Origin of the sequence: Vibrio sp. D431a, from assembly GCF_030248655.1 — a bacterium.
In the GTDB taxonomy this organism is placed as follows: Bacteria; Pseudomonadota; Gammaproteobacteria; order Enterobacterales; family Vibrionaceae; genus Vibrio; species Vibrio alginolyticus.
Genome location: NZ_JAHGAP010000003.1, coordinates 32,173 through 56,584, shown reverse-complemented (window position 1 = coordinate 56,584; position 24,412 = coordinate 32,173). Strand labels below are relative to the sequence as shown.

The window sequence follows — 24,412 nt, the reverse complement described above, 5'->3', positions numbered from 1 at the left end:
TAATGTTTGCTGAAAGAAATACGAGCCTGACTCGATGACCCAAGGATAATGAACGGTGCTGTAGATGTTACGATGCCGATCGCTGTAGACGTGTCGAAGTGGGCGGCGAGAGTGAGCAGTCCGAATATGCATACGAAATAGACAACAGTGGATAATATTAATGCGATAGGATGATAAATCATGGCTTTAAGTCATGCGGTGTATTTTCAGTGCGGCGATAGTACCACAATAAAAATCGTTGTTAAGTCCAATTTAGGGGTGTTTTTCCACGGAAATTGATCACAGTTATAACCAAGGTGCCACAAGGTGAATAGTGCTTAGTTGAAAGAAATTTTGGTTTTCAACATGATGACAGAGAAAATTACTTCTATTCGTAAATTTCAGTGTTAATTCCAATATCTAAGAATAAACGCTTTTAGCTTAGAGAAGTGTTTACGTGCAGTTTGTGTAATGCTGCCACAACGGGGCTGTTATCAAAATAAAGTTTTTAGGGTGTTTTCCCGAGAAAAGTCGATACATCTGCTGTATGGATGCCACGCGTATGGAATGTGCTTAATGGATAAGGAATTGGCTGTTTCTAGTTTATGTTAAATAACCAGAATTGATATTAACACTTGTTGTTCAGCCTAAGTTGAATGTGTATGGTTACTATAAAACTGTGAAACATCTATCCTTAAGAAAGAAGCTAATGCTACCAATTGCTATTGTATCATTAGTGTTCTCATTTATTTTCCTTGCGACTATATACGCATTCAACATACAGAAAGAACAAAACCAACTCTATTCACAATCGGTAGCACCTGTTCAGTTTGAGCTCGAAGATGCTTATCGTGATGTATATCAAACCCACGTAGCGCTACTGTCACTGCTTGAAAACCAAAAAGAGTCCAAGCATGAAGACCATGTTGCTCAGGTTGAAGATGAGAGCTCAAAACTTGAGAAACGATTAGAGTCAGCTCGCCATTTAGTTCAGATTGGCTTTCTAGAGCCCAAATACAACCAGCATATTGATAACTCAATCGCAGCTTTTAGTAAGTGGAGCGATTTAATCAAAAGAGTTTCTTCTACTCACGATGGTGCGCTTGAAAGATACCTTGAGAGTCGAGACGAAATGAATGATTTGATGCTTGAGATTGTTGATGAGCTCAAAGTATACAAAGAACATATCGCTGTTCTTTCGCAAAATCATGTAGTGAAGGTAAATGAGTCGATTAATAAGATACAAACGGCCATGGAGTTTGGTGGTGCAGTTGCAATCCTTTTTGCGGCCATTGTGGCTTACTTTGTTACAAGTACAATCTATAAGTCAGTTGATCTTATCAATAAAAGTATGGTCGAGATTGAGAGTGGCAATGGAGACCTAACAGCAAGGCTACCTGAGGTGTCGAAAGACGAGTTGGGGCAACTGGCAATCAATTTCAACAAGTATAATGCCAAAATACACAAAACAATCTCCCAAGTAGTCTCATCAAGTAGAGAAGTTCAAACACTCATTAAGTCGATTGATGATATGACTAAGACAATAGCGAATAACGCTGAAAAGCAGCGTCAAGACAGTTCAAATGCTGCTGTCGCCATTGAGGATTTGTCTTCCAAGAGTAACGAAATGCTTGCAGGGGCAGAGGCGGCATCAAAGGAGGCAAATGGTGCAGATGAACAATCAACAAAGGTTAAGTTGGTTTTAGATACGTCGGTTGAAACTACGAATGCTTTATCAAGTGAGATAAATGCCACCAGTCTTGCAGTTCAAGAACTAGAAGCTGACGTTAAGAGTATTAGTGATGTTTTGAATGTAATTAAAGACATAGCTGAGCAAACCAATCTTCTTGCTTTGAATGCTGCGATTGAAGCGGCAAGGGCTGGGGAGCAAGGACGCGGTTTTGCAGTGGTTGCGGATGAAGTCAGGTTATTGGCTAGCAGAACGCAAACATCTACTGGAGAAATTCAAGATACGATTAAAAGACTTCAATTGAGGACGCAAGAAGTTGTGTCTGCTATGGCGTCGTCTGAGCAAATGTCAAAGGAGAGCGTGGATAAAGCGTCTGAAACTATTTTAGTGATCGATGGTGTTATTGATTCAATCAAACAAATGTCGGTATTGAATGAGCAGATCTCACAAACAAGCGCCATTCAGTCACAGGTGGCAGATCATTTGAATGTTACAGTTCAACACATCGCCGAGCAAACCGAAGAGTCGGTTGAGATTGTGAATAGTGCTACAAAGATTTGTATTACTTTAGAAGACCAGCAATCAAAGTTGAATCAAGCGGTAAACATGTTCAAAGTTTAGCTGTCTCATAAAAGCAAAGTAAAAGCAGAGTAAAAGAAAAGGTCAATCCGTGTTGGATTGACCTTTTTAATTAGCGTTTAAGAGTGATTCGCAACGTTGTATTTTTTTGATTGATAAGGCATCTAAAAAATCCATGTTGGTTTCGTGTGCCACAATAACATTCATTTATGTGTATATCAATGTCAAAGTATTGTAACCAATTGATATACAATTAGGATAAAGTTAAACCAGAATTTTCAGGTAACGATGTTGGGTTTATTTAAAAATTTTAGAAGCATGTACTTATCAGCTGTATGTTTTTTAAGATCGTCTAAACGTGAATGGTCAGAGCCAATGAAAGTTAAACCTCACTTTAAGATAGATTGTCGAATGAGCAAAAGTTACAACGTAATAAGAGTATGCACTGACTGCTTGAAGTCCGATTATTCAGATTAAAGGGAGGTGTCATGATAGATCCTGAATCAGCAAAAACAATTGGTAACCTAATAGCTTTGTCAGATGAGACGGTCGGAAAGACGCTTACAGAAGAGCAACTGGAAGACTATAAAAAACGGGTAAGGGAAGCTCTTATGAAGTCAAAGAAGAAATACCCACGAAAACCACGAAATTACTCGTTAGAAGGGATGAAAGGGTAATTTGCCAAGAAATTGAATTAGAAACCCACTTTGTTGTGGGTTTCTTTTGTACATTACTTACGACTGAATCTGCATACGTTTGGAAAGCGGATTCGTTAACTTAGCACCGATTTCAACCAATCCAAACATAAAGAAGAACCACGAAACATTAAACGCGTAGATTCCAGCGGTTGCAGAGTTATCAGGCGACACATAATTATAGCCAGCTAACGTAGTGACATAGAAAAGTAAAGCCATAGCAAGAAAAGCTCCGAAAGAAATACTCAGAAGTGCCACTGAACGACGAAGCAATGTGCGATTAATGATTGTCTTACGTTTTTTCATCATCATGGTGGAGCGTGCAGACATGATCAGTAAGAATGTCAAAGCAAAGCCACCATGGTCAAATGCTGTTTCAGTAAAATGAGGCTCAATAGAAAGAAGTAATGAGGCACAAACTGATACAAGGGAAGCAATGCTCAAGTATGTCAGCAACGTAAATGATACAAAGTCTCTTAATCTCATCATAATTTTCCCCAAATAAATTCTAGCGGTGGAATCTACCAGTAAGACAGTGTTGGTTCAAGCAAAGTGAATGTAGGCCACACAAACAGAACAAGATTTATCTCCCTTATTTAACATATATTTAACATAAAATATATAATTACTATCACTATTTAGTGTATTACGCTGTCTACTCGACAGCTTACACACTAAATAATTCAGTAATTACCCTTTTAAGTCAATGAGTTACATGGCTCAAGGTGCGTATTATGTAGGTTATGTTAAATATGTTTGAGGATATAATATTGTTCAAGTTCAATAATAAGGAATATAGTTCTAAGCGTGATTGTTCGGTCACCTTCCGTCAAGTCTCTTGAAACTCACGAACCCAAGTACACACATTAAGGTATCTACCGTAATTGGCGATCGCTGTTTAATTTACCAGTACCGATGCTACGAAAAGGATTTTTGTTTCCGGGTTCTCAAGTCAAATGTAGCTGAATAATTTTCTATTAGCATTTACGTGGATATGTGGTAATTTTACGCACTATAATATTTTCATATACTTATAATAAATGACTGATTTATGGCTACAATTTTATACTTAGATGTCGACAAAGCGACAAATCAACTACTCTACGCAGTGTCTGACACGAACAATCTTCAAATGGTGATGTTATAACTAAAGATAAGCTCTTAGCCGCTCACGGTAGATCTCTGGTTCTAAATCAGTTTGATGAAGTGCCTAGAGAAGAAGGTCTTCGGGTTGTTGTTGATTATGATCGTTCAAGCAAGAATGCTCTATTTTCAATCGTTTGGGACTACAAAGGAAAAGAGACAGAGCTTTGGAATGCGCAGTCCCCTTTAGATTTAGACAACGAGGAGTCGCTTTCTCAGGCTTATCACAAAGGTGTGGAGTTAGTTAAGCATTGTAAGAATAAATATCCCGACCGTAATGCAAATCTTGTTGTTACGCCTACGCTATTTAAGCAGTTACCTGCACATTTAATTAGTGATGACTTAATGTTAAGCACGGACTTTCTGACAGCGAACATGGCTCGTAAATCTCTATCTGTTAAGCCTTATGTATCTAAGGATTATAGAAAGGCAGCTAGAGAGGCATGGAGGTCGAGAGCTGAAGAAATGTATGTGAACAAACAAGCATCTAACGCTATTGCTAGAATTGAAGTTGTTGGTCTAGATGATTCTTTAGCTGCGTACTTATCTGTTTCAGTCGATAGTGTACCTGTTAAAAGAGTTCGTATCTCTGATTTTTATCACGTTGACTCTATGAAGAAACTGGTAGACAAAACCTTGGAAAGAGTCCCACACATGGAAAGATTTAGAGAGGTGCACGTACCAAATCTAAATGAGTTCATTTCCAAGTACACTTATGACAACGTAAAGGTTGATGTTTCGTCGGAGTGCTCCACCCTTCCCTATGATCTATCGATCCCATTAAAATCTGGGTTCGATAAACACGTTGTTGTTGCAGAAACTCCTAATGTTTTTGCAAGTCGTTACATTTCGGGCTCTCTAGCCTATAACACAGCCTCTGGTGATGTAGTTGCTCATGTTCGTGAAGAACACGCATATTCAAACTCAAGGACTGCGACTCTTTTATCTATGGTCGAGCAAGTAGAGCGTTTGTCCAAAAATGGAGTATCAAAGGGCGATATTGTTCTCGTGGCAAAAGATAGGTTGATGAACTTTGCTCTTAGGTTGCTGACTTGCTATATGAAACGGAGCGATGAAAATGACGAAATTTATGAGTCTTTGTTAGATTTCAAAGCAAAAAATAAAGAACAGCAGATTTTCAAAGATGCACTGGTTGCTTATTGTCAAAATTACCCAGAGAGTCTCAGATCAAGGTCGACTCTCTCTGCATATCAACACTTAAAAGGTATGAGAACGACACTTCGTGGTGGAGACATTCAAGTAGTCAATAGAAAAGGATTCAAGGATTATACTAGCGATGCAGAAATGCCATTCCACCATTGTAAGAGCCTTTGTGCAATGCACGTTTCAAAGTTACGTCATTTAGAGAATATTGGCCTCGAATTAACGAGCAAAGATAATGGAGAGAACGTCCCTAACTTTATTGATTCGTTGAAGCAGTCGGTTGATAAGGCAAGTGTTTCTCAAGATAACTCATTCGAGAAAACTAGGTTTAACACACCAAGGATGTAAGAAAAAACCCGCATAGTTCTGCGGGTTTTGCATTTATGTTAATGACGCACGCTCTCACTGCGAACAGATGTCATTATAGATTGTACAATTCTTCAATTGTTGTGCAGTTCTCAGGGTAAACTAGACTTGGCTCTTTAGATTCGTAGAATTGAACTTCACCCTCGCCCTCAATAAAGTCTGTAGGTTCTATTTCAACTGCAAATGCTAGTTGGTCGTTAAACGTGATGTACACGAAGTAGTTTCCATCTATCACTTCGATGCGTCTGGTGCGCTTTGGAATTGGTTCTGCAACAGCTCCGCAAGCATAAAGAGTCATGTATGCTGCCTGCTTTGCTTCAGCTCCTTTAGAATCTATTTTGAACTTAGTGATCACCCCTGCACTACCAACTGATGTCATATCTCCGTGGTAATCAACCTTCATTCCCTTAAAAATGGAGATTTCCTCTTCAACCTCAGCGGATGCGTCTGGCAGGTGTAAATCCATTACGTAACTTGATTCAATTGGTGATTCAAATGTGTTGAGATCAATTTCATCTTTCGAGACGTACATTTTAAGATTTTTGTGTTCATCGTGGTAACCTTGAATGATCTCACTAGGCTTGCCTTTTAGAAGTATCTGGTAGAGTCCATCGATGTTGGTTTCGAATGCATTCTCGTGAAGGCTTCTTTTGAATATGCCCCCGTCTCTTTCAAAGAACTTTTCCTTTGCGTCTTTCATGAACTTCACAACAAGATCGAGAACAGACGCTACAACGTACTTAGCTGCTGGATCAAAGCCTTTCTCAATCCCAAACTGTTTAAGCCATAACTCGATTTCACAAGGGGCTCCATGGTTGTAATGTAGGAATTCTGAATCCCATACTTGTGGTGACCCAATTACTTCACCACTTAAATATTGCATATGTTTCTCTTCAAGAAACATATTTATCCCTTTAGGACTACGGTTGATTAACGCCCCAAGCGCCACTTTCGTTAAAACTCTCATCTGATCTCCATGTAGCATTATTGCTAAGTCATTAGATATATGGGCTTTTTATCCTATATTTCAATGCCTTTTACAATATTAAATGGGAGAAGTTGCTTATAGGTTAGTGTTTAGGCTGGGTTTTATGACGTAAAAAAGGCTGCCAATTGCAGCCCTATTTAGAGGTTAATCTTCGAGTAGTTCGTAAATGTGCCTCAAGATGTTTAATAAGTCGATGAACAAGCTTGCGGCAAGCACTATTGCATTGGAAATAGTTGGTTCAAGAGATCTTGCTTGAACAAAGTCATAGCCTAGGAATCCTAAGAAGATAATCAGTGCCGCAAAATGGTACATAGTCATGTCCATTTCGAACAAGAAAATGCTAGCGATTGATACTAAGATTAGGGCAATCAAAGCAGCCATTAGAATTCCACGGATTCTTATAAAAAAGTTGGGGTATATAGCTGAAAGTACCGACATTATTGCGGCAGCTATGAGTGTTAACCCCCCTGCTTCGACAAGTATGCTTTTGTCGACCATTGCTAGCCATGGAGAGCTTATCGCGCCCATAATGGAGCCTAACAAGAACAATCCGGTAAGTTGGATTGGGATATTACCAATCATGTTACACATGAAGACGGCAACTATCATTGTTAATAAGCTTCCAGCCATCAGTGGGATGAAGCCAATGTCCGTAATGATTGTTGGGTCGAGAGAAAAGCCAACAGAAAAGTAAACTGCGAAAGTGGCGAGCACAAGTAAGCTTAAATAAATGTTAAAAGTGGATCTTGAAACGACTTTTAATTGGTTGTTGTACATACAGATTATTTTCTGAAATTGTACAAATCCTATTGGTGTTTATCTACCCACCAAAAAACATTAAAAAAGGTCTCAATATGAGACCTATATTGAACCTACAAAGTCCAGTCGATCTCTTTTAGCCCATTTGCAGATAGAAAATCATTTGTAGTTTTAAAGCATTGTGAACCAATGAATGAAACAAAGTCATTACCAGATTTGGTTGCACCCAAAGGACTTGGATGGGACGTTTTAATAACTAAGTGCTGGGTTCCTTCTGCTTTTGAAACTACTTTATGAGCATGTTTCCCCCAAGCAAGGAACACAAGTGGCTTTTCTCTTTGGATTAATTTTTCGATAACAGCTGAAGTGAAATCACTCCAACCTGTTTTTGAGTGCGCCCCAGCATTGCTGTGTTCCACTGTTAGCGCTGTATTGAGAAGAAGAACCCTATCAGTCCATTTACTTAAGTCACCATGAGTTGGTGGCCTGAAGTCAATGAATGAAGACGAAAGCTCTTTATAGATATTCTTCAAGGAAGGAGGTGGTTTAATGCCTTCTGGAACAGAAAAAGCCAATCCCATAGCTTGTGGTGTTACAGAGCCGTCAGGCAACTCAGGTGTCTGATGGTATGGGTCTTGACCTACAACTACTGCGCATAAATCATCGAAGTTTGAATCTTTCAAGGCACGAAAGATGTTTTGAGGTTCTGGCAGGATCAGCTTGCCTTGAGATTGTTTTTGAACCTTGCTCTCTATTGACTTAAGGAGCTCTTGTTGATCTTGGAGTATAGAATACCAGCTAGGGTGTATTTTTCGAAATTCATCTAAAAGCATTTGAAGTCCAATTAGTTACCTTTTGGTTGATCATATCACGGTCGTGCCATACCTCTTCCAAAAAATTTCCTTTCTCGACCAAGAGCGTCACGAAGTATTGAAGCTACATAAGGCCAGTATACTGGTGTCACCTTATTGTTAGTGAATTCGTATCGAAATGTGCTTATTTCTGGCGTCCTAAAAACTGTTCGGCTGAGTGCGTTACATAGAAAAGGTTTCGCGCCGAGCTTTTTCATTATAGCTCTGGTGCCAACGAAGATTTCATTTTGATTCTTGAGGCGGTCTTTAGCTTCCTGAATTGAATTCACGGGCTCTGAGAACATACTCATCGCTTCTTCATGAGAGTAGCCAAATTCACGAAAGCTGATGTATACATCAGAATACATGGGTTCGTTCAATACGATGTATAAAAACTTGTGGTCTTTGAAAACATCTAAGCTGCTTTGAGTTTGTTGGAAAATCGGATTGTCTGGATGCGCAAGAAATACCCTCTCGAAATCCATAACTTCAATAGACACGTAGTCATCTTTGTCCTTACTTAGCGTATCATGGTTTGGAACGTAAAGAGCACCAATGCAATCGTCCTCATCTAAGTCATCAATGATAGATGTCATGGGTCTAACTTCGATCTCTATCTCGACATCAGGCATTAATTCGCTAAACAGTGGCTTAAAGCGGTCACCAATCATCATGTCGACTAAAGGCGGTACGCGCAGCTTCATTTTTTTTGGAGCTTCAATTTCGGGATCTTCTAAAAGTAATGAGCCATTTACGTAGTAATGAAGCTTTGTAATCACTTCCTTTCCCACTTGAGACGGTGTCATTTCATGTAGTTTGAATCTACCGCCAAGTTTGGACTTGGCGTTGAAGATTGAGCGAACTCGCTCGTATATATTAAAGTCAACGTTCAAAAATGTTGCTATTCGCTCTTGTTTAAAACCGAGGATAAGTAGGAATAGTATCGTCTTCTCGATACCAGTGAGGTTATCGATTGCATTATAAAGTTCGATTTTCTTCATTGATCATTCCGTTAGCAACAGCCAGTGTATCTTCTTCGTTCATTCAAAAATGAAGTCAACGTAGCTCTGGCGACCATAGGCCAGTATGACGCAGATAATTTAGTTCGAGGAAAGCAGTACTGTACTGTTCCGTAATGGGAGATTTTTGCTAGTTCAACCTCTAGAGGTTTACAAACAAGCCTTTTTCCACCGACAGGTTTGATAAATGCTTGTGATGAAATAAAAACCCCGTCATCATGAAGAAGGCGCTCTTGTGCTTCATCTAGACTAAGCGCCCTATCTCCAAATATTTTCATCACTTCTTCGTGAGGATGCCCTAGTGAAGTAAAGTATTCATAAATCTCTGATTCTTCCGGTTCGATATCGGCCATCCAAAAGAACTTATGATCTTTCCATGTAGTGAGAGACCTATCTTTATCAGGTATCTCGAACACACTAGATTGTGGGTGGGCTATAAAAATTCGGTCATAGTTTAGAAGATTAATGGTTACAGCGTCACCTTTTGAGTGTTTCTTAAGTGCGTTACTCGTGATTGAGATGCTTCCAAGATACGTTTTTGTGTCGAATGTTTCGAATATTTTGTCGTTTGGAACAGCGATTACTTCGACTGGGACACCACACATCTCTTCATAGAACGACTTGACTAATTGCTCGCCAATTACACGTTTTAGACCCTTTTGTACATGTATGGTGAGTTTGGGCTGTATTTCATCAACCTTTGGACTAGGCACTCTAAGATGAGCGTTCACTAGATAATGTAGGTGTAGAAAGAGGTCTCCGCTAAGATTGGCAGGATTTAGCTCTTTTTCGTCCAATATGCCTTTAAGTTTCTTAGGGCTATTAAATAAATTATGGATCTTTTCATAAATATCACCTTCTAACCCAGAAGCATTTTTAATATTAACTTGAGGGAAGTTTAGGATTTGAAGCAGCAATATAAATTGTTCATGCCCAGTAAGTCTTGATAAGGCTTTTTGTATAGATTTCTTCATGAATTATTCTAGCTCACTGCTTCTTACTAAACTTGTTTTATAAGCGTTATTAATTTCAGGGTTATATTAGCAAAAAGTACAATATTGACAATACTATTTATATGGAAATTTCATCTTTGCTGACTAATCTAGAATATAATACTGCCTTCCCCCTTTTCTAATGAAAGAAAAGCCTGAGCAAGGTCATTGTCAGAAAATTCAACAACTACTGTCTGTACTTTCCTTCGCGGTGACAGCGTAACGGGATGTAATTTTGTAATTTTTCTTACTATATAACCATCCTTGTATGACAAGTAGCTGATTTTTGGAAAAACTCTTTTCGTAATTCTGCTGTTATGTCTTATATCAAATAAAAGTGAAAGGGTTGACTTACTATCTGAAACAAATCGAATGTTATCAGTTGTATAAGGTTGATCTATATTATGAAAATTGAGTGGTTTCTTGCGTACAGAATATTTATCTAAATCATCACCTAATTGCTTGTATTTTATAATATAGTCATTATTCGCACCTATGCAACTAGTGTCTCCCGCAAAGAATAATCTTTCACTTCTGTCTATTGATGGTGCCATTATATTCATTGAGTTGTTGTTGCACTTATTTGATATATGCTTAAGACCATCTATGTGCCCTAGTTCATGTGCTAATAACCATTCAGCAGAACACTGTCCATGGATATCAAATGACAGAACAGCCACCCTTTCTGAGTCAGGTAGTGTGTAATCTTTTGTTGGTTCAGGTGCAGCTCCACAGCTGTTCACAGGTTTACGCTGAAGACCCATAAACACTCTGTAAGCTGGATATTTTGTGCTAGATCGCTTCTTTTGGGCTCTTAATGTGTCGTATGGTAACTTGTCTTCAAAGAACAGTTTGAAGACATTTGCATGATTTTCTCGTTTCGATAGTAATGCATGTAACTCTAACTCGGGGTCTTTGAAAGAGTTTTTTGACTCTAAAAATTCTATCGATGATACGGTTCTTCTAATACCAGTTTCTCTTAGAGCTTCGTTGTTGTGTTCAACTAAAGAAAAGACCTTCTTGTACACTTCATCTTTCGTGTAATCAGACAAAACTTCCTTGTCTATGAAGAATTCTATAGGTGTATTAATAGATTTGGCGAAAACTGACATAGGTGCAACAATTGTGAATCCACTAATTATTGCGGTTGTAAATAATTTCGGCTTTAAGTTTTTAATCATCTATAGTTATTTCATCCGTGTCTAGTGTTTTTTTAAATGGAATTAAATCAGACGCTAATTCTAGCAACTCCTTAGTATTAATATCTTCTTGCAAGATTGCATCATTATACAAATATAATGACTTGTCTCTTGAAACTATTAGATTAACGTTGTCATTTAGATAAAACCTATGCTTGTCAATTAGACTTGATAATTCTGAGATTATATTAGCGTAGTTTATTGATAGTAATTCAAGATTTTTGTATTGCTCAAATGACATGTCACAGATTTTAGTTTTAGATAATTTTTTCAGATTAGCTTCACAAAAAAATAAAATTATTAAAAGATTATCCGTATCTGTATCATCAACTATATCCGATAAAGGTTTTAACTCAACTCTATTTAATGGTGCTAAATTTTCATCTCTTGTTCCTTTCGCAAGTTTTTCCAAGAAATACCTAAACCTAGATTTAGACTTAATATTATCCATGCGGATTTTTGCAAATATCGAGTTGAGAGCCTTATCCCCCTCTTTTTGTTGTGCATTAAGTAAAGTCTCAATGCTTGCTTTTTGCTTAAGTTGATGAACTTCAAAGCTTTTGGTGGCCTCTTGAGTGAGGGTTATTAGTTCGGAATTTGTTATGTCACGAAACTTTTTCATGAGTTCGACGACATCTGTAGTGAAGTCTGATGGATCATCATTAAGCATCACTAAATTAGTGGATGCTGCATTACTTCTGATGCTGCTAATTAGTGAGTATAAATCTTTGCGCACTTGAAGCGATTCTGTGTTCATTTGTATAATTTACTAAAAATATAAAATGCAAAATGAGTGGTTTTCAACGGCAGATGCTGATATTGCAACGATCATAAGTGAGGAAAGTGATGGGCTTACATATGTTTCAAAATTTATCAGCAGCTTAGAGCAAGATGTAAAATACAGAACTATCGGTTCTGTCGGTATTGATTCAAATAGTAAGGATGAATCACACTTAGAACGATTTTTCGACGACGTTTCATTTGAGTGGGGTGACGTTGTTAATGATAAAATTATCAAATACCTTTCAAAAAACAAAGTACTTACAGGTCGAGATTCTGTTATAAAAAAAATCTTTGACGAAGTTCCTAAGAATCAACTTGAAAAAGTTGCTGGCTTAGTTGCGTTAAGGGATGGCGGCAAAGACATAATTGAAAAACACAAACTCTTTGAGTTGGAAAAAATTAAATTTCCAATTACGGTACACTGCCCTATGTGCGAGTCTTCTTCAGACTATTTGGTGAGCTTAGATCAAGTGCTAAATGGTTCTATGATTGAAGATGAGTGTCCTAGCTGTAAGCACGCTCCTAAAGATGGTTGTAAGTGTGAGTTTTGTTCCTCTACTCATATTGTTTTTAGTATAGCCAAGATGGTTGAGGAACGAATTCTGAGAGTTGTTTCCGAGTTAAACTCGAAAATTGAACAAGCTGCGGACGAAAACTTTGCCATAGCTTACCCAGTCGATCCTGATTCACTTCTCTCAAGGTTCTTAGCGTCACGAGGTGGGTTTTCAGAACTCGCGACCAAGGTAGTTGAGAAAGCTCTTGAGGTTTACAAAGCTACAAGCCAATTTAACTTTAATACATATCAGTTTGCAGCTGGCGTGGTTGGTGATGATGGCGACCCTAAGGTGGTTGCTCGCGAGTTAGTTCGTGGTGGGTTTCATTACAGAAAAGGAGTTATTCCGCGCAAAAAGGATGGAGTTTATCCTAAGGTAAGATTGTGTTCAGATAATGAAACAGAACGTCTTTACATGTTGCCAGAGGGCGGTATCGCTTTAATGAAAGAAGAGCCAGAAGATGCTTTTGACTCAACATTCTTCTTTAATCCAGATGTTGTTGATTCATTCACAGTTGACTGGGACGGTGATGTTAGAACGTTCGATGAGTTCTCAATAAATCATTGGGCTCTGGAGCATCTGTCTCACGGAGCGGTTTATAGGTCAAAATCGAACACCAAGTTGTTAGATGGCAAGGTTCTAAACAATAAAGCGGTTAGAGAACGTTTTATGAAAGATGTTACCAATGGTCAACACTACATCTTTCCAAATATAAAGATTGCAAGTCTAGTCGATCTTGATGAGGTTCATAAGATTCTGAATTCATCTAGTATGTCTTTGCTAGAGAATTTTGAAGCTGCTTTGGTAGCTTTCAACAAAGATTTTGAACCTGAAATCGTGTACATCCATAGTGATCATGCAGACATTAATCTTTTTAGCCGCTTGATAGAGCCTAACCTTGTTTCTCAAGGGATAAAAATCACCTACATCAAAGGTTAGGTGATCTTCTGACTTATCGATTTAGCCCCTTGCCTCGTCTTGGGGCATTTTTTTGCTAAGCCTTATCGTTAACTGAAGGTTGAGGCGGCAAACTTTAAAAGAACCTTATAGTAGGCACTCTAAGAAAATATCCCATAACTCTGCAAATCCAATGCTCTGCTCTTTTTAAGGACACCATTTTTCATTTTTCTTTTATTATCACGTAACCAACCGCCCAGCTTCTGCCCATCTTTAGTGGTGAAGTTTGCAGGGACTTTGTTGTGACCATGCTCTTGAATGAATTCTTTCAGACTCTTGCACTTTTGCTCCCATAGTTCATTTTGCGTCAAAGCTATAAGGTTATTGGATGTGATTAAGTCCCATTTTTCTTTTGTTAACTTCCCTTTCGAGTATAGAGTTCTCTGTTCTCTGAGCCACTTACCGATATGGATTCCACAAGGTGTTACAGATTTGGAGTTAATGCCATGCTTGTTTTTTTGAGCAATGGCTAGCTTAAGCTTCTTATCAAACTTTATCTCTGTAATGGATTTGTCGAAACCATGCTTCTTTAGTAGTTCTGCTTGATACTCCTTTAACGAACCACTCTTTAAGTGATTTAAGTTATTTTTGTACCAACCGCCTAGGTTTAACCCATTTGCTCCGTATACATTCTTATTGGGTGGAATGCCTTCATTGTTTTTGCAGTATTCTAACACTTGTTTTAAATCATCGAGCCACACGTCAAGAATCGCACCCGATGATTCGAATAATGCTTTTTGTTCAGGGCTGAGTTCCCCTTTCAGGAATCGTCTTCTAGTTCGAGAAACAAAGCGACCTAAATCTATACCACACTCAGTGTTATGGATTATTGTTCTTTTGTTTCCGGTGTTAACTATGTACTTAGTTAGCAATTCAACAGAGCTTTCAAAGCTACCATTCCGTATGCATAAGCGTTTTAATTCTTCTACGATGTCTTTTGTCTCATCATAAAGCCTAAATCCACATTCAACTGGTGTTAGACCGTGGAGGCTTCTTATTGAATTGTATCGTTTGGATTCACTTTCAGTTTCTGATACTAAGTTGTACACGCCTTTCAGTGAGTCCATATTGCTCACAAAATCGAAAATTACTGGTGACTTCGACGTGTCAGCACTCAAAACACGACCTATTTGCTGTAAAAAAATAATTGGAGAGATTGTTTTTCTTAATAGTATAGCTCGATCTAATCCCTTAACATGAAGTCCTTCGTTTAGCATGTTTACTGCAAGAATGATGTTTACATCCGAGCTATTGCCGATGGACTCAAATTTTGAGATTGTCTTTCTATTCTGAGCAAGACTCTGACTTGAATGAACCTCAAAAAGATTTACTTTAGTAAACTCTCCTCTCTTCCTTGAAGCCTCATTGAACCAGTTCATCAAATGTGCTTTTGAGTCATTGAGGTGGTTTATATCTTCACAGAAAACTATGTACTTGCCTGAGAGTTGTTTTAAGTGCTTGTTTAAGATTGCTGCAACATCGCCAGTGTTTTGCCAGCTTAACCTAAGCTTCTTCTTGGCATCTTCATTTTTTAATTTCTGAGTAAAACTTTCAAAATTGTTGATTCCTATTACATATTTGGGAGTGTTTATTATTCCTTTTGCCATTGACTCAGCTAGTGTTATGGTAGAAACACAGTTACCTTTAAAGAGTTCATCAACCATATCTCTTGCTTGGTCTAGGTAACGTATTGGAGTCGCGGTCGTTCCAAGGATTTTGGCTGACTTATTATGCTCAATCAGACGATCTACACTGTTCCGCCAAGTTGATGCCCCAGCCCTGTGGAATTCATCGAGTACAATCAAATCGAATTTAGCGCCTTGAATCAAAGATTCATTAAGTCCAGCATATGTAGAATACAGAACGTTTTCTTGCCACGGTATAGTCGACTCCATTTGGTTAAGGATATGATTGTTAGGTGCCAAAAACAGAGTCTTATCGTTTTCGTACGCTTCGCAAATCAGTCGAGAGGCTACATATCTTTTGCCTGTTCCTGTCGGTTGGACTACTGATACGAAGTTCGATGTTTTAAATGCTTTAACAACCTTCTTAGCTGTAATGCTGTTGTGGTTTTTTAATTCAATTGATGGTTGCTTGCGCTCGCCATAATGCTCAATCAACCTTGTGATGGTATCCCAATCACATAGTTCAGTCGTAAAATCGCTAAGAGACGCGCACTTTTGTGCGTATCCGTTCACAGATATGATTTTGTAGTTAGAGCATTTGTATCGCCTAGAGGCATCATGCTCGAACTTTAGTATTTCACTTCTGCACTCGTGATACCCAAGTGGTTTCAAGGTGTTTTTTCCTTGAATGATAAATGCGCATTGGTCTGGAGATTTAGGGTGATACAATAGTATATCTGCGCCACCATCATTTGCTCCACCAACTCTTTTTGCTAACCAACCATTGCCTGAGTACAGCTCTTCTAAAAGCAATTCAAACACAAGTCCTTTTATTGAAGTTTCTTGATATTCAACGAAAGCTTTTAAATCTTTGGAAGACAGCTTTGAGGACTTAAGTAGTCGCCTTATTTCATGAATCTGATTTGAGTATTTGGCAGACAAAATTTAATCCTGCAAAATTAACGTAGCACTATTACTAAGATTGTTTCTTTTTAGATTTAATTGAGCAACCGAGTCGCGAATTATGTTTATGTTGTTTTCTAAAACATGTATCTTTGAAGGAAAATGTTTACGTATCTAATTTGTGTATCACTTTCGATCGCATTTCTATCAATGCTTCTTAGTCTTGCAGAAGCATCAATTGTTGGCTTTAGTCGTTTTAAAGCGTGCAACTTGGTAAAACAAAAGTTATATGGTGCTAACCACCTAATAAAATTACATGAGAAACGCAGCCAAGTTCTCAGCACAATAATAATGATGAATACGGGTGTTAATCTCGCTGGCAGTATGTGGGTTGGTGTTATCGCATCAAAGGTCTTTCATGGAACTGAATATGGTATTTTTGTAGGTTGCCTATCCCTGTTTATGTTGCTTTTTGCTGAGGCTAAACCAAAGGTTTTCGCAAGTCAGTATCCTGAGAAGGTGGCTAGGTTTCTTGCACTACCAATGCTTTTCTTAACATTCGTGCTAAGACCTGTGACCATACTCATGGAGTTAATAATTGGCGGAAAATCTGATGCTAAACAGCTTACAGAACATGAGGTTAAAGCCATTGTTAGTGAAGCGACAAAGGAAGGTTTATTCGGTTGTTCTGAAGGTAAATTGGTTGGAAATCTATTTAGCCTAAGGAATCAAACAGCAGATAGTTTTGTAGTGAAAGATGGGAGCGTGATGACATTGCCCTTGTCAGTATCTATCGAAGATGTACTCCCAATCCTTTTAGACTCAAAATATAAGAGACTTGTCGCTGTAAACAGAGCTGGTTTGCCAGTTGGTGTAGTTTTAGTTGGTGAACTCCTAGCTGCCCATACAAGAAGCGAGAAAGAAAAAATGGTAAGTGACCATGTTCATCCAATCACTAATATTTCGTCGAATTGTGCTTTAGGCGAACTCTTGTCAAAACTATTTAGGAGTCCTACGCATATGGGCGTGGTCTTATCAGAGGACAACGAAATGATTGGTGTCATTACATTGTCAAATGTAATTGAGCATCTTCTTCAATAACATCCACCAGCATCAAACTTAGCCCTGCCCCCACCAGCTCCCTAAAGTCTTTTGTTATGGTCTTTGGGGAGTTTATGTTTGTAGAAGTATTTGCATAAGCCAACCTGCGCATATCTAAATGTGGCATTATATATACATATTAATTTTCAGGAATTACGGTTAGAAATTGCAATGAATGAAATGGCAACAAGTAAGCCTGCAACGAAGCAGAAATTAAATCCTGACGCAGCTAAGGTTAGCGCAGGTATTACTGGCGGTAATATTAAGCGCCGTTCGTCCAAGTGGAATGAAACGACTTGCGCTAAGAGTGCATTGCGATTTTCAACAAAAAGCGAGTGGTTTGAGGGGCAAAGCGGTGCTTACTTGGCAGCCAAACGACTAAAGATTTTTGATGATTGTACTAAACACATGAAAGGTTCTGTTTCATGGAGCCTTGATAAGTGTAAGGAAAGTGCATCAAAGTACAGCTCTCGTTCTGAGTGGTACGCTAACGATCCGAATGCGTATCAGGCAGCGCTTAAGCGCGAAGACTGGTTTGAGAAATGTGTAACTCATATGGAGTCTAGGGGGCGACGCTACTCTGACGATGACATCTTAGCAGATGCCTTAAAGTTTAAAACGCGTTCTGAGTGGTTCAAAGAATCTCCTTATATGTACCACGCATCTAAAAAGCGAGGCTTGTTCGAGAAGTCTGTAGCTCATATGAGCAATGTCTATGTTAAATGGACTGAGGAAAGCTGCAAGTCAGATGCGGCTCTTTACGATAGCCCTAGAGCTTGGCGCGAGCATTCGCCGACTGCGTATCGTAAAGCTAAACAAAAGGGATGGTACTTATCATGTACCGATCATATGTTTAAGCAAAGCTAGCAAATTTAGGCAAGTTATTTTGGTAGTAACTTGCCTATTTTTTTACACAAGTCTTCTGATTGTTTCTAATGGTACTTTTATGGGCTTAAGTATGATCTCTTTGCTATCAGTTCTTTCCCCGATAACCTTTTCATCCATTTCCATGACTCGTTCTTTATGATGGGATGGGCATCTCGTTGCGGACATACCTTGTTGATACCAAGAGTCTGACGTGAAAACACAGCCACATAAATAGACTGCGTTGTATCGAATGTAATGAGTGTTATCTCTCATGATTTACTTCCCCTGTGGGTTATGAATACCGCTGATTCGCGTGGCGTTGTCTTTGGGGAGGGAGAGGAATACTTACTATACCCTTCATTTTGAACAAATGGAATATACCTACTGAAAGTTAACAATCTTGCCGAAGATGGTACGATTTTTATTTTTTGGATGCAGATTTAAACGTGTAGTATTTCCATCCGTCTTTCCATTCTCCTAAAGCATCGTGAGGTAAGCTTTCAATTCTGGAAGACTCTGCTTGACCTAATGCCGCGTTATACATGCCTTGTATAAAGTGACTAGAGCGCCTATCAAGATCCTTTGGTGTTAATGGGTAAAAACAAGTAAAGAATTTCAAAACAAATGAAATGGTTCCGCTATCAACGATCTCTCCCGACTGAATCATATCGAAAAGCTCTGATGCTTTGAGTTTAAATACCTCGTTAATCTCTTCTGTGTGATCTCCTTTGACTGGTTTTGCCAGTTTTTTACAATGCCAGCCGATGAAGTCTTCAGACTTACTACAAATGATTGAGCTTGTAGTTGGTGTTGAGGAGAAGTATGACAACTCGTGTGTCGTGAATTGCGTTTCTTCCTCCAATTCTCTTATTGCAGCCTCTGTATATGACTCACCTAGTTCGCGGCATCCCTTAGGAAGTTCGATGAAGTGTTTGTCTTGAGCGTATTTGTATGTAGAGATAAGGATAAATTCGCCTTCAGCAGTAATTGGAAGGACAGTAGATCCGGAATCAGTGTTGATCACGAAGTGAGTTCCAATCTCCCCATTGTTGAACTCGACTGTGTTGTTAAATATCTGAGCGAATTGATTTTCTATTACTAGGTTGGTCTTCAGAGTTTTCATTTTTTTATAAGTTTAGAAAATTTTCTGACCTTTTTTCTTCGAAAGAAAAGTATGACATTCCCCCAACTTTGCTAATTTTATTGACTATCTATTCAATTATTAGATTTCACGAATTATGATTTAAGGAAAATGGTTCTTGATTTAATAACAACATGCTTCATTTTTATGGGTAGCGGAGCAGCCTTCGGTCTTTCACTTTACTTCTTAGTTTACCTTTGTCTTGCTCCTGTTCGACACTACCTTGATGGGCGATTGGCGCTAGGAGCATCTTTTGCAGCGTTAATACCTGCAATTGCTCTAACCCCTTTTGTTATCAATAAAATGTGGTTCAATAATTACAAACAGTTAGAGTCTTACCTTGAACAAAATCCATCGTGCGAGTTAACACGAGACTATGTTGATTCAGACGGTTATGGTATTGGGCAATGGTCTTTAGAGAGATACCGCGAATATGCGGCGAATGATATGAGGGGTGAACGCAAAGAGGCTTTAGAGAAAATATCGTTCATGAAGAAGTGTTCATCTAACCCTAACTTCATATAGCAGGTTAAATCTTAAGCGATTGTTCGCGTGTTGATTGACCGATTTTATGGTTGGGCTTATTCTGATTGAAAAGTCGGATCACCAGACGATTTTTTCCTTTTAGTGTTGTGAAACGGCGTATCTATTTGATACGCCGTTTTTGCTTCTAAGCCTTAGATAACGTCATATTGTCTTTCTAGTAACTCGATTTCATCACTTGATAGTAACTCGCGATGAATAATAGAGTTTTTGATCCAAGTGAGCTGCGGGGTTTTATGCCCATCCTCGTTTAGAGGGTATCGAATACCAAAATACCCACGTCTAGCATGAGGCGATTTTTTACCTTTCTCACCTTTGCTCTTCAGCGAATTATTAACATCCGAAATTACGCGGTACTTAGAGGTAGACCCAATCTGGATATGTGCATATTCCTTAGAAGCCGCCAGAGCAGCCCTCTTACGCTTGTTCGGGTTAGATGCGGTGTTCATACGCATAATGAGCTCTTTAGGCATTGAGAATGTCTTCTGAACTCGTGCTCCTAAGTTTAAATATAGGATGGCGTTATACATCAGTTTGAAGATTTCATCAGGCAGAGACTCTTTAAGTAGCTGCTTATTAAGCTCTAGAACCTCATTTAGAGGCATTTCATCATCGGGTATGCATAACTGAACAAAGTTGAGCAAGGGCTCAATGGCTGCTTGTCCATTTGTTTTTTCAATATATGAAAGCGGACTAAATGATATGCCTACCTCAATAACTCTATATTTATCATCGCGTGATAAGCCAAAGTGCTCAATCATTTCGTTCGAGTTCATCATAGCTGTGCCTGTATGTTCACTAATGTACAGACCTTCTACTAAACCCTCGCCTAGAGCTAAGTAGTTTGCGGTGATGTTAGACTTTTCTCGATGCTCATTATTTCCGAATTCAAGAAAAATGTTGTTGAATGGAATCTGGAGCATGGATGCATTCACCTTATCACTTGGTGGTGCACAGTCTAATAGTCTTTCGATAAGCTGAGGAGTCAGGGAGAATAGTTTACCGCCGTCACGCGTAAAGCGACGGACGATAGAGTAAACTTGAAACATCCCTTCGAAGTTCGGGAAAAATTTTTCTAGGTCTTCAGAAACCTGACTGTCTGTAACGATTTTTCCTAGTAGATCTCTGCCTCCGAGATTTGACTCAGTAGGAATCCATTCATCAAAAGTCTTGAAGTAATCACCAGCTATACCGAAATAAGCATTTCTAAATTGGGGGACAGATAGGCGTGCTGGTAAACACAGTTTATGTAGTGAGTAGTTGTTTTTAGAAATGTCTTCCTTTAGTAGTGCTGTTACTTCATTGATGTTAGCCTGAAATTCACTAAAGGATTCTTTTGAGTACAAAGCCATATGGATAATCATGTATTTACTATTAATAGAGCTAGTGTACCATGATTATGTTAGTTGTAAACAAAAGGCACCCGAAGATGCCTATGTGGGATTAATGCTGAAGCTCTACATTATAGGAGTTGTTGGTTGCACTCACTATGACGCGCATGGCGTTACCCTTTGTTTTCTTGTTCTCATCTTCAGCTAAAATTAGCTCATCGATTACAAGGTTTGAGATGTCATTTTGAAAACCGCGAGAGATTGTCCTTGCTCCATCCACGTTATTGAAGTGATGATCTACAAGTAATTTAGCAGCCGACTCTTCAACAATAAGCTCGATGTTTTGCAGCTTCTTAAGTGAGGCAGCAACTCGCTTTGTAACTTTGTCTGCAATCTTAAGAGCAATATCTTTGTTCAATGTGTTAAACGTAAGAAGCAAATCAATACGGTTACGGAACTCAGATGAGAAGAATCTTTTGTATTCACTCTGGTTGATTGATACAGATTCGCTTCTTTCAGGAGCATCAATTTGCATCCCACCATTCTGAATAGTTTCAACACCAATGTTAGTAGTAAACATTATGAAGGTGTCTTTAAAGACAACTTGCTTATTCGTGTTCGTTGTTAAGATGCCGTAGTCCATAGCACCAAGTAACAGGCGGAATATTGCAGGATGCGCTTTCTCTATCTCATCGAACAAGACTACTGCGTCTGGTTTTTTGGAAATGTGCTCATATAGGATTCCGTCACCATCATTGTGACCTATATAGCCAGCAGGAGCTCCAAGCAATTTACTGATTGTGTGTGACTCTTGATATTCACTCATGTCCAAGCGAACAAGTTCAACACCTAGCTCTTTAGCCATTTGTGTTGCAGTTTCTGTTTTACCTGTACCTGTAGTACCCATCATCATCACACAAGCATTTGGTTTTGCTTCATTCTCTTTAAAGCCCATCTTAGATGTACGAACAATGCGAGATAGTTTATCGATGCTCTCATCTTGTCCGTAGATGTTCTTTTTAAGACGGTCAGCTAGACCCATAACAATCTGGTTGGTTGTTAGGTCAAGGTCGGAGCGTGAGATTCCTTTTATTTCACATACTGCGTCTTCAATATGTTTCGTCTCAACTTCTTTTGCTGATGACCCTACAGCAATGGAAGTTGCTCGGTTCAATATGCGGTATGTCGCTGCAAGCAAGTTTCCGTGGAAGTGCCCTTTCGCTATTGAAACACACTTCTTAGGAAGATCTTCCTCATAAGTAATGCCGTAAATCATTGTCTGATCAGAGAGTTCACGCTCAACTAGGAAACAAATCTCTTCGTGCGATGGCTCTTTTAGAATTACTTTTGAGACAGAATCTGACTCAAGGCTTTCAAATACTTTAGAGTAACCATTTGGATCAATACTACAGAGAATTTTTACGCCTTTTCGAGCGGCTCTTTGTAGTAGCACTCCGATGTTTTGTTCATACATCTGAGAAACAAGGTTATTCAAATCGTCGATAACAAGAATAGCGCCTTCTCTTTCCGCCGCCTTTATCGCGCTATTGATGTTTCTACCCGCATCAGATGTAACTGACATCATTGCGCGGTTGATGTTCATAGTTAGGAATTTAAGACCTGAAATAGGCAGATCTAGAGCTTCATCGTTCGCTTGGTTTACAATCTCTTGTATTACCGATGTTTTACCACTGAAGTTATCGCCGACAATCACACATAGTGCATCAGTGTTTTGACCAAGTGTGTGAAGGATTAAGTTGATTGAATTTTTGTGGCTTACCAACGTTTCATTGTTAGCTTGTAATTGAGTGAAAAGCTTCTCAGTTTTACTACCATCAGTGAAAGCATTTGAAGATGAATTATCTTGAGTTTTTTGGGGTTCTTCTTCGTCTGCTTTTTCAAAGCCAGCCTGACCGCCAGTAACCCATTTAACCAAACCGTTATTTAGAGCAAAAACATCTTCAACAATGTCACAGATAACAAAATTGCTATCACCATCTTCTATGTCTTGTGCGATAACGTCGAAAACTGATGATAGTACGTCAGCGATCGTTACTGATATAGCTGATCCGCGCATCAAAGTACAGTTTGCTAGTACACGTTTTACATTAATGCTGAGTTGAGGGAGTTCTTTTACTTCTTGAGAATGAAGCGATTTAAGAGCCGCAATAGTGCCTTCTTTAAGCTTGGCAACATCTACATCAAACTGCTCTAGTGTAGTGCAGCATTCGTCATCATCTAAAAGCACGAGCATTAGGTGATCAAGAAGTACGTATTGGTGTCCGTAGCTACGAGCGATCTCAATACTTTTGTTTTTTATGTCGTTCATATTCATAGGTCTTTCCTAAAATGTCTAAACCTGCAACGGCCTCCAAGCCCTCCAACAAACAACAAATATATAAATAAACAAATCTTCTTAAATTCAGTTAGTTAACATTTGCTGGTGGATTGGAGTTATGGTTATTTCCTGCAAATCAATGTTCACCATTTTATCATCAATACAAACGACAAATGTTGCAGTGTCACGTTTAACAATATCTTATTGCAACTAAGCGAAATCGCTACGCTGACTCTCCAATCTCTTTTGCGAAACGCAATTCACTTTCCTTAATTAAATCAAGTATGTATCTACCTTTGTCCATCTCACTTTGAATCCAATTTATGTCGTCAATTGTGTTTGGGTAAAGTTCATTAAAGAATGTGTAGATAAAGAAAATCGCCTCTTCTCGATCTATATGGTGCCCTTTATCGAGCCAGTACTTTTCTTCTGATATATGTTTAAGACTAAATTCCTTGTTTATAACCTTTTCCTTTATCAGAGCATAATCATAAGAAAACAGAATACTTAGGTGTAAGCCAAAGCTGTAGTTGAAGTCGACATTGGAGATGAAGTTTCGAAGCATTGTTTTAAGTTCGCGACTTTTTGTCTTTTCTTGTTTCTCTTTAGCATACTGCTTGACTGCATGAACACACTGAAATGCAAGGCGTTGCTTAAGTTCCTTCTCTATTATAAATACTTCTTTTTTTTCGCTCATTTTGTGTTTTAGATTAGAGTAGTTTATTAGAACTGGTTATCAAACTATTGATTTACTCTTTGGGTCTTAAACTCATTTCTCCATTGCCATTGTGCTACGCATATTCTAAAAAATAGATAGTTTTTAATCATGAGCGGGAAGAATGCGC

Annotated in this window: 21 protein-coding genes; 7 read left to right on the top strand and 14 right to left on the bottom strand. The window is 38.6% G+C overall.

Going from position 1 to position 24,412, the window contains the following annotated elements:
* The first annotated feature begins 688 nt into the window (after window positions 1-688).
* Complete coding sequence (locus KJB35_RS04495) at window positions 689-2,290, top strand: methyl-accepting chemotaxis protein (RefSeq protein ID WP_285469311.1); 1,602 nt, start codon at window positions 689-691, stop codon at window positions 2,288-2,290.
* A gap of 446 nt (window positions 2,291-2,736) precedes the next feature.
* Window positions 2,737-2,925 carry a hypothetical protein gene (locus KJB35_RS04490; RefSeq protein WP_285469310.1) on the top strand — a complete coding sequence of 63 codons (189 nt, stop codon included), beginning with the start codon at window positions 2,737-2,739 and terminating at the stop codon, window positions 2,923-2,925.
* A gap of 57 nt (window positions 2,926-2,982) precedes the next feature.
* Here KJB35_RS04490 and KJB35_RS04485 read toward each other — a convergent pair whose 3' ends face one another.
* Window positions 2,983-3,432, bottom strand: a complete 450-nt coding sequence (locus KJB35_RS04485; protein ID WP_285469309.1) for a hypothetical protein — start codon at window positions 3,430-3,432, stop codon at window positions 2,983-2,985.
* Window positions 3,433-4,149: 717 nt separating this feature from the next.
* Here KJB35_RS04485 and KJB35_RS04480 point away from each other — a divergent pair.
* Window positions 4,150-5,598 (top strand): hypothetical protein, encoded by a 1,449-nt coding sequence (locus KJB35_RS04480; RefSeq protein WP_285469308.1) that lies wholly within the window; start codon window positions 4,150-4,152, stop codon window positions 5,596-5,598.
* Between the two features lie 73 nt (window positions 5,599-5,671).
* Here KJB35_RS04480 and KJB35_RS04475 read toward each other — a convergent pair whose 3' ends face one another.
* From KJB35_RS04475 to KJB35_RS04445, 7 genes are all read right to left on the bottom strand, one after another.
* Window positions 5,672-6,583 (bottom strand): hypothetical protein, encoded by a 912-nt coding sequence (locus KJB35_RS04475; protein ID WP_285469307.1) that lies wholly within the window; start codon window positions 6,581-6,583, stop codon window positions 5,672-5,674.
* A gap of 165 nt (window positions 6,584-6,748) precedes the next feature.
* Window positions 6,749-7,381 carry a Bax inhibitor-1 family protein gene (locus tag KJB35_RS04470; RefSeq protein ID WP_285469306.1) on the bottom strand — a complete coding sequence of 211 codons (633 nt, stop codon included), beginning with the start codon at window positions 7,379-7,381 and terminating at the stop codon, window positions 6,749-6,751.
* A 95-nt stretch (window positions 7,382-7,476) separates the two neighbouring features.
* Entirely contained in the window at window positions 7,477-8,196 is a 720-nt protein-coding gene (ung, locus tag KJB35_RS04465) for a uracil-DNA glycosylase (RefSeq protein WP_285469305.1), read from the bottom strand.
* A gap of 35 nt (window positions 8,197-8,231) precedes the next feature.
* Window positions 8,232-9,215, bottom strand: coding sequence for a hypothetical protein (locus tag KJB35_RS04460; RefSeq protein ID WP_285469304.1), 984 nt, complete (start codon window positions 9,213-9,215; stop codon window positions 8,232-8,234).
* 11 nt (window positions 9,216-9,226) lie between these two features.
* Window positions 9,227-10,207, bottom strand: coding sequence for a hypothetical protein (locus KJB35_RS04455; protein ID WP_285469303.1), 981 nt, complete (start codon window positions 10,205-10,207; stop codon window positions 9,227-9,229).
* A 128-nt stretch (window positions 10,208-10,335) separates the two neighbouring features.
* A complete protein-coding gene (locus KJB35_RS04450) occupies window positions 10,336-11,406 on the bottom strand; it encodes a hypothetical protein (protein ID WP_285469302.1) in 1,071 nt (356 codons plus the stop codon).
* Window positions 11,399-12,181 (bottom strand): hypothetical protein, encoded by a 783-nt coding sequence (locus KJB35_RS04445; protein WP_285469301.1) that lies wholly within the window; start codon window positions 12,179-12,181, stop codon window positions 11,399-11,401. The genes KJB35_RS04450 and KJB35_RS04445 overlap by 8 nt, the downstream gene beginning before the upstream one ends.
* Window positions 12,182-12,206: 25 nt before the next feature.
* Here KJB35_RS04445 and KJB35_RS04440 point away from each other — a divergent pair, with 25 nt between their 5' ends.
* The gene (locus KJB35_RS04440; protein WP_285469300.1) at window positions 12,207-13,700 is read left to right on the top strand and encodes a hypothetical protein; all 1,494 of its coding nucleotides are present in this window, start codon (window positions 12,207-12,209) and stop codon (window positions 13,698-13,700) included.
* Window positions 13,701-13,819: 119 nt separating this feature from the next.
* Here the strand turns inward: KJB35_RS04440 and KJB35_RS04435 are convergent, their stop codons facing one another.
* Window positions 13,820-16,285 (bottom strand): Helicase associated domain protein, encoded by a 2,466-nt coding sequence (locus KJB35_RS04435; protein ID WP_285469299.1) that lies wholly within the window; start codon window positions 16,283-16,285, stop codon window positions 13,820-13,822.
* Window positions 16,286-16,408: 123 nt separating this feature from the next.
* On the opposite strand from KJB35_RS04435, the gene KJB35_RS04430 reads away from it, so the two are divergent.
* Complete coding sequence (locus KJB35_RS04430; RefSeq protein ID WP_285469298.1) at window positions 16,409-17,347, top strand: CNNM domain-containing protein; 939 nt, start codon at window positions 16,409-16,411, stop codon at window positions 17,345-17,347.
* 171 nt (window positions 17,348-17,518) lie between these two features.
* Window positions 17,519-18,214, top strand: a complete 696-nt coding sequence (locus tag KJB35_RS04425) for a hypothetical protein (protein WP_285469297.1) — start codon at window positions 17,519-17,521, stop codon at window positions 18,212-18,214.
* Window positions 18,215-18,256: 42 nt separating this feature from the next.
* Here KJB35_RS04425 and KJB35_RS04420 read toward each other — a convergent pair whose 3' ends face one another.
* Together KJB35_RS04420 and KJB35_RS04415 are read right to left on the bottom strand one after the other, a co-directional pair.
* Window positions 18,257-18,487 carry a hypothetical protein gene (locus KJB35_RS04420; RefSeq protein ID WP_285469296.1) on the bottom strand — a complete coding sequence of 77 codons (231 nt, stop codon included), beginning with the start codon at window positions 18,485-18,487 and terminating at the stop codon, window positions 18,257-18,259.
* Window positions 18,488-18,635: 148 nt separating this feature from the next.
* Complete coding sequence (locus KJB35_RS04415; RefSeq protein ID WP_285469295.1) at window positions 18,636-19,238, bottom strand: NUDIX hydrolase; 603 nt, start codon at window positions 19,236-19,238, stop codon at window positions 18,636-18,638.
* A 264-nt stretch (window positions 19,239-19,502) separates the two neighbouring features.
* Here KJB35_RS04415 and KJB35_RS04410 point away from each other — a divergent pair, with 264 nt between their 5' ends.
* A complete protein-coding gene (locus tag KJB35_RS04410) occupies window positions 19,503-19,880 on the top strand; it encodes a helicase associated domain-containing protein (protein ID WP_285469294.1) in 378 nt (125 codons plus the stop codon).
* A 152-nt stretch (window positions 19,881-20,032) separates the two neighbouring features.
* Here KJB35_RS04410 and KJB35_RS04405 read toward each other — a convergent pair whose 3' ends face one another.
* From KJB35_RS04405 to KJB35_RS04395, 3 genes are all read right to left on the bottom strand, one after another.
* The gene (locus KJB35_RS04405) at window positions 20,033-21,250 is read right to left on the bottom strand and encodes a hypothetical protein (protein ID WP_285469293.1); all 1,218 of its coding nucleotides are present in this window, start codon (window positions 21,248-21,250) and stop codon (window positions 20,033-20,035) included.
* A 91-nt stretch (window positions 21,251-21,341) separates the two neighbouring features.
* A complete protein-coding gene (locus KJB35_RS04400; RefSeq protein ID WP_285469292.1) occupies window positions 21,342-23,564 on the bottom strand; it encodes an AAA family ATPase in 2,223 nt (740 codons plus the stop codon).
* A 226-nt stretch (window positions 23,565-23,790) separates the two neighbouring features.
* Window positions 23,791-24,264 carry a hypothetical protein gene (locus tag KJB35_RS04395; protein WP_285469291.1) on the bottom strand — a complete coding sequence of 158 codons (474 nt, stop codon included), beginning with the start codon at window positions 24,262-24,264 and terminating at the stop codon, window positions 23,791-23,793.
* Between the last annotated feature and the right edge of the window lie 148 nt (window positions 24,265-24,412).